Origin of the sequence: Legionella genomosp. 1, from assembly GCF_900640215.1 — a bacterium.
In the GTDB taxonomy this organism is placed as follows: Bacteria; Pseudomonadota; Gammaproteobacteria; order Legionellales; family Legionellaceae; genus Legionella_C; species Legionella_C quinlivanii_A.
Genome location: NZ_CAAAJH010000017.1, coordinates 74339 through 85863 on the forward strand (window position 1 = coordinate 74339; position 11525 = coordinate 85863).

The following is an 11525-nucleotide window of genomic DNA, read 5'->3' on the forward strand; positions in this document are numbered from 1 at the left end:
TCCTCAGGAATTCTTCAACATTAAAATCAAAAAACCAATAAAAGCGATCAGAATGATCGCCAAAACCCCCATTGTTCCAAAACTTTTGCTCATATTTTCACGACTGAAAAGCTCGGGCCGGTTTTTTACTGTTCGATAGAGATACCAGACAATCAAGCCTGCGGCGGCAATCCCAAGGATTTGATAAAAGGTTTCCATTATTTCCTGTTTCCTTCCTTGAAGCTGAACGCGTCTGAATACAACTGGGATTCATCGAGGCCCTGAGCCAATAATTGGTCACGAACAATATAAGCCATATCGAATGGACCGGCGACAATTATTTCAAATTGTTTAAGATCATCAGGATGCTTTTTTATTGCCAGCGGAGCCAGAAAATCCGATTCAGGAGGTAATAAAGTAAAATATTTAAAATGGCTGGTGTGTGCTTGCCATTGCTTTACTTTATCATCCATGTACAGATCGCTGTGTGAGCGAGCTCCCCAGTAGAGTTCAAAAGGCCGTTGATCGCCGGTTGCCAATAACTGCTCAATCATTGCCTTCACAGGTGCAAATCCAGTGCCTCCGGCAATAAACAGAATGGGTTTTCCCGGTTGAAGTCCGGAGAGAGTGCAATTCCCGAAGGGCAGGCGGAGGGTCACTTGCCCCTCATTTTTAATTTGTGTGAAAAGCGGTTGATTATAGGGGCTGCCTGTATGGCGAATGTGTAATTCGTATCTGTGTGAGCCTAAGGGCGCATTGGCAATAGAATAGCTATTATAGCTACTATCGATTTTGATCTGCAAATATTGGCCAGCTTCGTAATTCACATAATGAGAAGGAGATAGTATTAACTCGATAATACTGTCTGATAAGGGATTAATGTGCTCAACTTGAGCAGTAACTTCGGTATTGTCCATCATTTAAGTCCTAGCTTTTCCCAGTAATTGTTTACCTTGTCCAAAATTTCCGCATCCATGGAAATCGGCTTTCCCCATTCACGTTGCGTTTCTCCCTGCCATTTACTGGTTGCGTCAAATCCAACCTTGGAGCCTAAGCCCGAAACGGGTGAGGCGAAATCAAGATAATCAATGGGGGTATTCTCAATCATCACCGTATCGCGTGCAGGATCCATTCGCGTTGTCATCGCCCAGATAACATCCTGCCAATTGCGTGCGTCCACATCATCATCGCATACGATTACAAATTTAGTATACATAAATTGTCTTAAGAAAGTCCACACCGCCATCATTACCCGCTTGGCGTGTCCAGGATATTGTTTTTTAATTGTAACCACCGCCAGACGGTAGGAACAACCTTCCGGTGGAAGATAAAAATCGACAATTTCCGGAAATTGCTTTTGCAGCAAGGGAATAAATACTTCATTTAAGGCAACACCGAGAATGGCGGGTTCATCCGGCGGGCGCCCCGTATACGTGCTGTGATAAATGGGATTTTTCCGGTGGGTAATGCGCTCCACTGTAAAAACAGGAAACGATTGGACCTCATTATAATAGCCGGTATGATCGCCAAAGGGTCCTTCCGGCGCTAGAGAGCCTGGTTCAATATAACCTTCCAGAATGATTTCAGCGCTGGCGGGAACGTGTAAATCATTGCCGATGCATTGTGTCAGCTGAGTGCGTTGACCGCGTAAAAGTCCTGCAAAGGAATACTCGGAAAGCGTGTCCGGAATTGGGGTTACTGCCGCGAGAATGGTCGCGGGATCGGCCCCGAGAGTGACTGCAACTGGAAATGGCTCACCCGGTCGGGCTTTTTGCCAGTCCTGATAATCCAGAGCTCCTCCGCGATGAGAAAGCCAGCGCATAATCAGTTTGTTTCTGCCAATTACCTGCTGGCGGTAGATGCCCATATTTTCGCGTGGCTTATTCGGTCCCCTGGTGGTCACCAGACCCCAGGTTATTAGTGGTGCTGCATCCTCGGGCCAGCAGGTTTGTATTGGAAGCGAAAGCAAGTCCACTTGCTCTTTTTCGATAATAATTTCCTGGCAGGGGGCGTTTTTTATCAGTTTCGGGGCCATCGTTAAAGCCTGCTTCAGTAAGGGAAGCTTGCCCAACGCATCTTTAAAACCCTTGGGGGGTTCCGGTTCTTTTAAACTGGTTAGTAGTTGACCAATCTCTCGCAACGCACTGATTTGCTCTGTTCCCATACCCAGGGCAACGCGTTCCACAGTACCAAATAAATTGGTAAGAACAGGAATACGCTCATGAGACCGGGTAAACAGTAAGGCTGGACCTCCAGAGCGTAATACCCGATCGCTTACCACCGTCATCTCGAGGAAGGGTGAAACCGGATAATCTATTCGCTTTAATAATTCCCGCTTTTCCAATTGTTCAATAAAATCACGTAAATCGGAATAAATCATTATACTTGTCTTGTTTGTATTGGCTTTTAGCCGGTCATATTCCCGGAAATTATGGCATAAGCCTGATAGTAGTTACAGGATAAATACTGGTAAATCAGTTTTTTGCATTAAAAAAACAATCGCTGAGAGATTAATATCATTCGTTGCTTTAAAAAAGAGGCGGGAGTATGCTTAATCTAAGGTTCGATTTTATTTATTATTAATCATGGCGATACTGCAACTAGACGCGGCATTGCTTCACTCAGCCGTAATGAGTGCCTGCAAAACGCTAATAGCTCAACGGCAAAATTTAAATGCAATTAATCTGTTCCCGGTTGCTGACGGTGACACCGGCGATAATATGGCGGCCACCGCACGCTCAATTGTGACTTACGCCAGGCAGCAGCCCGGGCTGGAGCTAACCTGCAAGGCGTTGGCCGATGCCGGCATTATGGGGGCGCGCGGCAATTCCGGAATGATTTTCTCGCAGTTTTTTAATGGCTTTATGGAGGCACTTCCTTTACCTGAGCCCCTCGATACCCGCTCGTTTGCGCAGCTGGTAAAAACGGCGGTGCAAAGTGTTCGTGCGGCAATTCTAAAACCGGTCGAGGGAACCATACTGACTGTCATGGAAGTATGGGCGGCTTGTCTCGAACGGGACGCGGCTCATACTGACTGCGTGGTCGAATTGGTAAACCAGACATTGCCCGAGGTGCAGGCGGCAGTTGAGTCGACGAGAAACACACTTGCAATCCTGAGAGAAGCGCAGGTGGAGGATGCGGGTGCTTTAGGTTTTGGATTTTTTGTCGAGGGATTTGCCAGCTATCTGGCAAATCCTCAACCGTTTGATGACGAGATTGAAGAGGTGCCGGTTAGTGAAAATCATCAGCATGAACAACCTGTCTTTGGGAATCCGCCTCAGAATCGCTACTGCACTGAAGCTATCATCGCCGGCAGGCAGCTCAATAAAAGCGAGATTGTCAGTTCCCTGCAGGAGCATGGCGACAGCATTGTTCTCACCGCTAATCAACAGTTATGCCGTCTGCATCTTCACTGCAACCAGCCGCCTTCGGTATTCAAAATTTTAAGACAGCACGGCAGCATACAATCCCCCAAGGTTGAGGATATGCTGAGACAGTATCAGGTGATGCATGAAAGCCGCTATCGCATTGCTTTGGTTACCGACTCCAGCGTTAACATTCCGCAGGCCATTCTTGATGATTTTCAGATTCATTTGATTAATTTGAATGTGCATTACGATGGCCATGATTTGCTGGATCGATACTGTATCGAGAGTAAGGACTTCTACAGCAGCTTATCATCGCTGCCCGCTTATCCCACAACGTCGTTTCCTGCTCCCGCCTTAATCAGGGAGCGAATTGAATATTTATCTCTGCATTATGATCAGGTACTGGTTTTGAGTGTCGCCAAAGTGCTAAGCGGGATGCATGATGCGCTTTGCAAAGTAGCTGACAATTTTAGCAATGTGCATGTAATGGATTCTCGTCTGGTTTCCGGCTCGCAGGGGCTGTTATTGTATTATGCGGCTGAGCTGATTGCGGAAGGTATGGAAATTGAGGCGATCAAGGCTGCTTTGGCTGAACGAGCTGGCAGGACGCATTTATTTGTCATGGTCGACCAGTTCGATGCGTTAATCCGTTCAGGCCGAGTCAGCAGGCTCAAGGGAATGTTTGCACGTTATTCAGGTGTTAAACCCATTATTTCCTTTGATCAGGAAGGCAGAGCGGTGATAAAGGACAAGGCGTTTGGTGAAACCAAGGCGTTAATAAAACTGGTTAATATCGTCACTGAGCTTGCCAAAACCAGTTCACTGGATAATTACTGTATCGTACATGCTGGCGTGCCGGAAAAAGCCGCTGAGTTTGCGGCGATGACCTATGAGGCTTTTGGCCAGGAACCCGTTTTCGTTGAGCCGGTTTCAACGGCCATCGGTTTACATGCCGGGCAAGGTTGTATCGCTTTGGGAGCCATGTTTCATTAGGCGCTTTTTTTTGCTGGACAAAATCAGTGAGAGCAGGAGGCCATAAAGAGGAACAAAGGACCCAATACTAATGACCAGCTTAAATACCAGGTCAACACTGGCTATCTCTAGCCAGTGGGCTCGAAGAAAGAGATCGCTTGACTGGTAGAATGCGATAAAGAAAAAAGAATAGGTATCGAGAATGTTACCAAAAATGCCTGCAACGGTCGGCGCTACCCACCAGGAAGGGCGCTGTCTTAAGCGCTGAAAAAAACTGATATCGGCTAATTGGCCCAAAACATAGGCGCTGAAACTGGCCAGTGCAATTCGCAGGGCAAAGGGATTATTGACCCAGAAACTGCCGAAGCTAAACCAATTGCTGATTAAATAAGAACTGCATAAACCAGGCAGCATCGCCAGAAAAATAATACGCCTGGAAGTTGCTGCGCCGGTCAGTCTTGTTGTTAAATCCGTTAGAATAAAGATGACCGGATAGGAGAATGCTCCCCAGGTAGTATGAAAACCGAAGATAATTATTGGATGCTGCACCAGCACATTACTCAGGCAAAGAAAAAAAACATGTAGGCCGGTAAGGGAAAGCAATTGTTTGGACATGATATGGAGTAATGATTGAAAATCGGTCATTATATCATAATTAGCTCGAGGCAGAATGGATTTTGAGGGTGCTTTTTGTTACTTAATTTGTCTTTTTGTGCTAAAATGAAGTGGTTTTGTTATTCGATTTTGTTGTTATGAAAGAAAAGCAGTTATCAATTTACGCAGTCCTTGAAAACGATACAATTAATTTCCGGCAGATTGACGACCTCTCCACTATTCCACTGGCAAACACATCATTCCATGCCGAACATCAGCTCGCTGAGCTATTTAAAAAAAACCCGGTTTTGGGTTCCGGCAATTTTCAGACACGTGGGGTGAAGTGCAATAGAGCGCAAAAAAAGCTGATTAAATTTGATCAGGCTCCTCTCTGTGCTGAAGTGAAGGAAAAAAAAGATCATTATGCTGATCTGCATAAAATTAACCTGAAGTTTAATGGTCTTTGTGAGTTAATTTGTAATTTTGTAATTATGGAGGACAAGCTGGGAAAAGCGTCTTCATCAACTAATCGCTTCAGTGCTGCTTTTGCAAAAACATCCTTTGAGATAAGAGAGGGGGATGGCCGGTTATGTCTGGTAGAAAAACAGCCGATGGCATCCAGGCATCGGTTCAATGTGTCAGACATTAATAAATCTAATGTGAAAAAAAGTCATATCCTTCACGTCAGTACTTTTTTTCAGAAAGTGATTGCCTATTTTTTTAATATTTATCCTCATGATTTATTCAAACCATTTGAATCGAATCAAAAGGATGGAATGGTTAATGAAACTCGTCTGGCGGAAAAGCTTAATGCCCTTCCCGATGGGCATTATGTAAAATTTTCGGTTTTCCGGAAAGGGCGATTCGAGTTTGAAGGGCACTCAATGGTCATCAAAAAAACCGCTGGAACCTACTCCTTTTTTGATCCTAATGAAGGAGAGTATATTGACTTGTCGTTTGATGAGCTCTGCCAGAAAATTAATCATGCCATGCAAAAAAATAACGGTACTCATATGGCTTTCATTGACGGCAAGGCCTATGTGGAAAGTTTACAGACAAAAGATGACCTGTCGATTGCTCCTGCTCCTGCCTGAGAGAGTTTATTTCTTGGTTATACACACTATACACAATCACAAGGCTGGTTTTCTGATATTAAAAGTTGTGTCCCCGTGTGTCCCAATATTATCTAGGCTTTACTTCAGCGGTCTGAGCTTCTTCTGATTCGTGTGATAATTTCTTTTGTGGCCTAGTATTGCCAAATATTAATCCCAAAGAGGCTAGCTCTCGAATTGACAGAGATAGTTTAGCTGGGAATTGGATTGCCACTGCTAATCGAACACGTAATGAGTATTTTCCTGTAAAGAAGGGTTTTAAAAAGGAGTTTGTTAATGTAGAAGCGGTAAGTGAAACAGCTAAGCCTCCAAAAGCAGGAACGGTTGTATTTGATTCATCCATCACACGATACAAAAAATCTCTCGTCATAAAGCCTGGCAATAAGCAAGAATTAGCAACAAAATTCCTGAAAAAGAAAGATGAATGGACAATTGGATCTTTTATACTATTAGCCATAAATTGAAAAGTCTGCGGCCAATTAAGATTCATTTGTCGCGCATTACTTACGAGAAAAAGTGGCAAAATTGAATTTTTTGCCACCGTCGTCATAAACAAGCCTTTATAATCTGAACCGAAATAGTCAACACCTAAAAGGGTAGAAAAATTACCAACTAGACAATATGACACTCTGGACCCAGGACCAGCAAAAAGACCTTTAAAACCTATATTTTTTAAAGTTTCAATGTAAGAGGGCGGTTTGCTGCCGGGATTGTCAAGACAGTAAAAAATCCGGCGAAGGGTTAGTCCTTCTGTAGGTACAGTGGCCAAAGCTAAACAAGTATTTCGCGGCAAGGAGTCAATAAATTTACGCTGAGGAGAATCATGCCTTGGTAAACTAAAAAAAGAATAGTCGCTTGAATCTTTTGTTTCTCTGGACATTATTTTCCTTATTCATATTGCCAATAAAAGTGGCAGTTTATTAAAAATAAATTGAGCAGGAAAGTGGAATTCTATTATTCACGATATTTAAAGAGGATCTCATTTCATAAAAATTTCGTAGCTGTAAAGAGCGATTCGAGTTTTAAGGGCATTCAATGCTAATCAAAAAATCAATGGAACCTACTCCATTTTCTATCCCAATGAAGGAAAGTTTTTGGCTTGCCTTTTGATGAGCTCTGCCAGACGATTAACCACGCTATGCAAAAAATGAAGGTCTCATATGGCCTTATTGACGGCAAAGTCTATGTGGAAACATCAGAGATAGGGCTTAAAATCAACCCTCTCCCTAACCCTCACTGCCATTAAGTTAAGGAAATTTTGTCATTCCGAAGAAGGAAGGAATCCATTCCTTAATTGGCATTATAGCGAGCTCAGAGATGGATCCCCGCCTTTCGCGGGGATGACAGTTTAATATACAATTGAGCTTAACTTAATGGCAGTGACCCTGGACCTCCCCCAAAGGGAGAGGGGATTTTTTTTAAAGTCCTCTCTCCCTTTGGGAGAGAGCTAGAGAGAGGGAATTTTTCGCAGTTATCAGCAGTTCAAGACTCCATTGCCTCAGCCATCAATAAATTAGCAGTGATTTCCTGATGCTTTTTATCATCCACCAATACTTTCTGGGAAAAATGGAGAATAACCATGCTTAAGGGAAGTATCAGCAGAATATCTTGTGGAAAATTAAGCCTGCCTATGCCGCCAAAAGTGCCCAGATAGGAAACCAGCAGCATCGAGCCCATGTAAACTGCAAACCAGTAAAGACTTCTGTCTGTAAAGGCCGTTGATTTTTTTCTTTGACAGATTCGATTAATAATAAAACCAATCAGGAGCGCCAAATCCAGCTTCCAGAGAATATCAAATCCACACCAGTACAGCATCAGATTGCAGGCATAAAAGGCAGCATGGCTGAAAAAGTGGCTGGCAGACAGTCGAAAGGGGCGTTCACGGTTCGGTTGCAGTTTACGCATGGCCAATAAACAGACTGGGCCTATACCGTAAGACAGGATACTGCAGGACGATAAAAAGGCCACCATCTTTTGCCACCCGGGAAAAGGTAAAAAGGATAAGCATCCCACCAGCAGGTTGGCGTAAAGGGTAATATAAGGAATACGGTGGCGGTTTAAGCGGGTGAAAAATTTGGGCAGGTGATTGTTCAATGCCATGCCGTATACGATTCGCGAAGTAGCTGCGGTGTACACCAGGGTGGTGCCAAAAGGGGAAAATGCGGCATCAAACATCAGCAGCATGGCAACAAGCCCGAGACCTAATAATAAGCTTAAACCTACCAGGGGGCCGCTATCGCCTGGAAAGCTTAAGTTATGCCAGCCATTGGCCAGATAGGAGGAGGGTATGGCCACCAGAAAGCTGAGCTGCAGCATGAAATACAATACAAATCCAATAAGAACGGCGCCAAGAATGGCTATGGGAATATTGCGTTGCGGATTCTGCACCTCACCTGCCAGCATCAGACCATTTTGAAAGCCGGTAAAGGCAAAGGCTACACCGCCGGCGGATAAGGCGGTAAATATTTGCACCCAGGCTGTTTTGTCATTGAGATGAATATTGATATTTCCCATCGTGGGAGCACTTGAGATCAGCGCTACGATGGCGATACTTGGGACCAGAAACTTAATGATACTGGCGAATTTGTTGCATTCAGCCAACATTTTTATTCCATAGGAATTAAGAAAGACTACAAAGAGCATAATCACAATTGCTATAAAATAACCCAGTCCTGAAAGGGTGAAGGTGCTGGCATTTTTAACGATCAATGCGGGAAAAAAATGACTTGAATATTGCAGTATGGCCTGAATTTCAATAGGGGTCATCACCACATAGGATAACCAGGAGGTCCAGGCAAATAAAAACCCGACCTCATTGCCGTGGGTGAAACTGGGATAATTCGTCATTCCCCCCGAAATGGGGAACATGGCTCCGAGTTCGCAAAGAGGAAGTGCGATAAACAGCATAAATAAGGCCGCCAGCACCCAGCTAATCAAGGCATTGCTTCCTGCCATTTGCGCGCTGATAAAGGGGCTAAAGAGCCAGCCGGAACCGATCATGCCTCCTGCCGCAGCGATTAAAACATTGGTTCTTGATATGTCGCGCTTTAACAAGATGACTTCCTTCCTTTCTTGGGTGGATTAAAAACTATATACAACAAGTGATTGCTTTGGCAACAAGTCTTGTCTGATAGCAAAAATTATTTTATGGGCTAAAGTTAAAATATAAGTTTAAATCCGGGAGAGGTCATGCGTAATAGAAATGTTAAAGAAATCATTGATGAACAGGATAATGAGGATACTGTTGTTTTAGCGCCAGAGAATAACGCACAGGAAAGCCTGCATTTCTGTGATGAGCTGGGGCAGGACGAAGAGTTTGATGTGATTCGGTCGATGAATTGAAAATCTCTTCCATTGAAAGGGATTGTAAATGGTAGAAAACAATAAGCCGCATCCAGACAACAAGTCATTGCAACCGGTCGAGCCGCCGGCCAATGGGCATTATGAAGGGCAAATTTTCGACATTCTGTTACACTCCTGGCAAGGTCGTTTTACCGGATGGTTGTCACCTGCATCAGTGTCACTGGCTTTTTTTGACTGGCTCTCTCATTTCAGTATGGCACCCGCCAAACAAATTCATATCGCGCGAAAGAATTGGCAAAATGTAATCAAGCTATTATTTTTCGCCATCCATTGCCAACAGACTAATACCAGCCTGACTGAACATTGCATGCAGCTCAAACTGGAGGACAAGCGGTTTAAAGAGGAGTCCTGGAATAATTTTCCTTTTTCATTATATGTTCAGCAATTTTTAATGATTGAGCAGGCAATTAACGAAATGACCTGGAATATCCGCGGCGCTACACCTCACCATTTGCGGGTGGTAAATTTTGTTCAGCGTCAATTTCTCGATATCTTCTCGCCCAGCAATTTCCCCTGGACAAATCCGGAAATATTGGAAAAGACCTTTGAGACGAAAGGGCAGAATTTTATTGATGGTGCTGCAAACCTAATGGAAGATCTGTTCAGGGAGTGGTTCCACCTGCCATCAAAAGAAATGGAGAAGTTTAAGGTGGGTGTGAATCTCGCGGTCACTCCCGGGAAAGTGGTGTTTAGAAATCGTCTGATGGAGTTAATTCAGTATTCTCCTGCCACCGAAAAAGTGTATCCAGAGCCAATATTTATCATCCCCGCCTGGATTATGAAATATTATATTCTTGATCTTTCAGCACATAACTCGCTGGTTCGTTATTTAGTGAGCAAAGGTCATACCGTTTTTATGATTTCCTGGAAAAATCCCGGCCATGACGATCGCGACTTTGGTTTTGATACCTATGTTAACCATGGGATTCTGGAAGGTTTACAAGCGATTCTAAATATTGTTCCTGCCCGGCAGGTGCACGCCGTAGGATATTGCCTGGGCGGAACCTTGTTAAGTATGGTGGCTGCTGCTTTGGCAGGCAGATCCGATGATCGTTTTAAAAGCGTTACTCTTTTTGCTGCGCAAGTTGATTTCAGAGAGCCTGGCGAACTGCAATTATTTATTGATCACAGTCAGGTCACTTATCTTGAGGATATCATGTGGGAGCAGGGTTATTTAAATGGCAAGCAAATGGCTGGTGCCTTTAGCATGATTCGATCCAATGATCTGGTGTGGTCAAGAATAATTCACGATTATTTTCTGGGCGCACGCAGGCCCTTAAATGATTTAATGGCCTGGGATCATGATGCCACTCGCTTACCTTATCGTTTCCATTCTGAATACCTGCATAATCTATTTCTGAATAATGATCTGGTCCAGGGACGATTCCGTGTTAACCATCGGCGTATTGCTTTAAGTGATATTCGGGTGCCCATATTTCTTGTCGGTACGCAAACCGACCATATTGCTCCCTGGCGTTCCGTCTATAAGCTTCATTTATTCACGGACACTGAAATTACCTTTGTGCTGACCAGCGGCGGTCATAATGCCGGAATTGTCAGTGAGCCGGGTCATCGAGGCCGCAGTTATCAAATGCGCACCCGCAAACCGCATGACAAATACCTCACCTCCGATTGCTGGCTTGAAAAAGCGCCTTCCTATCAGGGTTCCTGGTGGCCGGTGTGGCAGCAGTGGTTAGTTGAACAATCCGGAAATCAGATTTCTCCTCCTCCGATGGGTAATGTAGAAAAAGATTATCCCCCGCTTTGCGATGCGCCGGGAACCTATGTGTTTCAAAAATAATAACTGTCCTAAAAATAAACTAATTACAAGATAAATGTCTGCGTGTATAATATCGGACCATTAATAATTAAGTTGTATTCAGAGTTTACATGCCGAAGAAGAGAATAAAGGCGAGCGCGCCGTGGAAGCGGGTCATTATCCAGCGTTCAGTATTAGCGGGATATTCCAAGGGTCCCAAGCCTGTACGGAAGTTAGCGAAGGCCTTATTCAATCAGCAAACGCAATCAGCTGGCTATGAGAAGTTAAAGGATCGCGATGGCCTGGCGAGTGGGCGCCTGGACGGAGCGGACCGTGCCCTGTTGGTTGAATTTGAAGTCAATGGCGAAAAAAGCCTGG

General features: G+C 44.3%; 11 protein-coding genes. 5 read left to right on the forward strand and 6 right to left on the reverse strand.

The genetic code is table 11. The features are described from left to right. Positions 1-3: 3 nt before the first annotated feature. Genes E1O89_RS13670 through ubiD form a run of 3 tightly spaced genes read right to left on the reverse strand, consistent with a single transcriptional unit; the run spans position 4 to position 2359 of the window. Positions 4-198, reverse strand: coding sequence for a hypothetical protein (locus E1O89_RS13670; RefSeq protein WP_112218701.1), 195 nt, complete (start codon positions 196-198; stop codon positions 4-6). Beyond that, positions 198-896: an NAD(P)H-flavin reductase gene (locus tag E1O89_RS13675; protein ID WP_133140641.1), complete on the reverse strand. Its 699-nt coding sequence runs from the start codon at positions 894-896 to the stop codon at positions 198-200. Before E1O89_RS13675 ends, E1O89_RS13670 begins: the two co-directional genes overlap by 1 nt. Further along, positions 896-2359 carry a 4-hydroxy-3-polyprenylbenzoate decarboxylase gene (gene ubiD / locus E1O89_RS13680; protein WP_133140633.1) on the reverse strand — a complete coding sequence of 488 codons (1464 nt, stop codon included), beginning with the start codon at positions 2357-2359 and terminating at the stop codon, positions 896-898. The genes E1O89_RS13675 and ubiD overlap by 1 nt, the downstream gene beginning before the upstream one ends. Before the next feature lie 205 nt (positions 2360-2564). Here ubiD and E1O89_RS13685 point away from each other — a divergent pair, with 205 nt between their 5' ends. After that, positions 2565-4340, forward strand: coding sequence for a DegV family protein (locus E1O89_RS13685; protein WP_133140634.1), 1776 nt, complete (start codon positions 2565-2567; stop codon positions 4338-4340). Here the strand turns inward: E1O89_RS13685 and E1O89_RS13690 are convergent. Beyond that, positions 4293-4964: a 7-cyano-7-deazaguanine/7-aminomethyl-7-deazaguanine transporter gene (locus E1O89_RS13690; RefSeq protein WP_262337528.1), complete on the reverse strand. Its 672-nt coding sequence runs from the start codon at positions 4962-4964 to the stop codon at positions 4293-4295. The two genes, E1O89_RS13685 and E1O89_RS13690, sit on opposite strands and share 48 nt — an antisense overlap. A gap of 107 nt (positions 4965-5071) precedes the next feature. Here E1O89_RS13690 and E1O89_RS13695 point away from each other — a divergent pair, with 107 nt between their 5' ends. After that, a complete protein-coding gene (locus E1O89_RS13695; protein ID WP_133140635.1) occupies positions 5072-6007 on the forward strand; it encodes a hypothetical protein in 936 nt (311 codons plus the stop codon). A gap of 88 nt (positions 6008-6095) precedes the next feature. Here the strand turns inward: E1O89_RS13695 and E1O89_RS13700 are convergent, their stop codons facing one another. Together E1O89_RS13700 and E1O89_RS13705 are read right to left on the reverse strand one after the other, a co-directional pair. Next, positions 6096-6905, reverse strand: coding sequence for a hypothetical protein (locus tag E1O89_RS13700; RefSeq protein WP_133140636.1), 810 nt, complete (start codon positions 6903-6905; stop codon positions 6096-6098). 602 nt (positions 6906-7507) lie between these two features. After that, positions 7508-9079, reverse strand: a complete 1572-nt coding sequence (locus E1O89_RS13705) for an APC family permease (protein ID WP_133140637.1) — start codon at positions 9077-9079, stop codon at positions 7508-7510. A gap of 135 nt (positions 9080-9214) precedes the next feature. Between E1O89_RS13705 and E1O89_RS15495 the strand changes: the two genes are divergently transcribed. From E1O89_RS15495 to E1O89_RS13715, 3 genes are all read left to right on the forward strand, one after another. Then, a complete protein-coding gene (locus tag E1O89_RS15495; protein ID WP_157072289.1) occupies positions 9215-9367 on the forward strand; it encodes a hypothetical protein in 153 nt (50 codons plus the stop codon). Between the two features lie 28 nt (positions 9368-9395). Continuing rightward, positions 9396-11189: a PHA/PHB synthase family protein gene (locus E1O89_RS13710; RefSeq protein ID WP_133140638.1), complete on the forward strand. Its 1794-nt coding sequence runs from the start codon at positions 9396-9398 to the stop codon at positions 11187-11189. A gap of 89 nt (positions 11190-11278) precedes the next feature. Then, on the forward strand, positions 11279-11525 hold a 247-nt coding region (locus E1O89_RS13715; protein ID WP_133140639.1), incomplete at its 3' end, for a hypothetical protein.

Coding starts and splice junctions, on each gene's coding strand:
- E1O89_RS13670 (WP_112218701.1), bottom strand. CDS start 198: ATGGAAACCTTTTATCAAATCCTTGGGATTGCCGCCGCAGGCTTGATT.
- E1O89_RS13710 (WP_133140638.1), top strand. CDS start 9,396: ATGGTAGAAAACAATAAGCCGCATCCAGACAACAAGTCATTGCAACCG.
- E1O89_RS15495 (WP_157072289.1), top strand. CDS start 9,215: ATGCGTAATAGAAATGTTAAAGAAATCATTGATGAACAGGATAATGAG.
- E1O89_RS13700 (WP_133140636.1), bottom strand. CDS start 6,905: ATGTCCAGAGAAACAAAAGATTCAAGCGACTATTCTTTTTTTAGTTTA.
- E1O89_RS13675 (WP_133140641.1), bottom strand. CDS start 896: ATGGACAATACCGAAGTTACTGCTCAAGTTGAGCACATTAATCCCTTA.
- E1O89_RS13695 (WP_133140635.1), top strand. CDS start 5,072: ATGAAAGAAAAGCAGTTATCAATTTACGCAGTCCTTGAAAACGATACA.
- E1O89_RS13685 (WP_133140634.1), top strand. CDS start 2,565: ATGGCGATACTGCAACTAGACGCGGCATTGCTTCACTCAGCCGTAATG.
- ubiD (WP_133140633.1), bottom strand. CDS start 2,359: ATGATTTATTCCGATTTACGTGATTTTATTGAACAATTGGAAAAGCGG.
- E1O89_RS13690 (WP_262337528.1), bottom strand. CDS start 4,964: ATGACCGATTTTCAATCATTACTCCATATCATGTCCAAACAATTGCTT.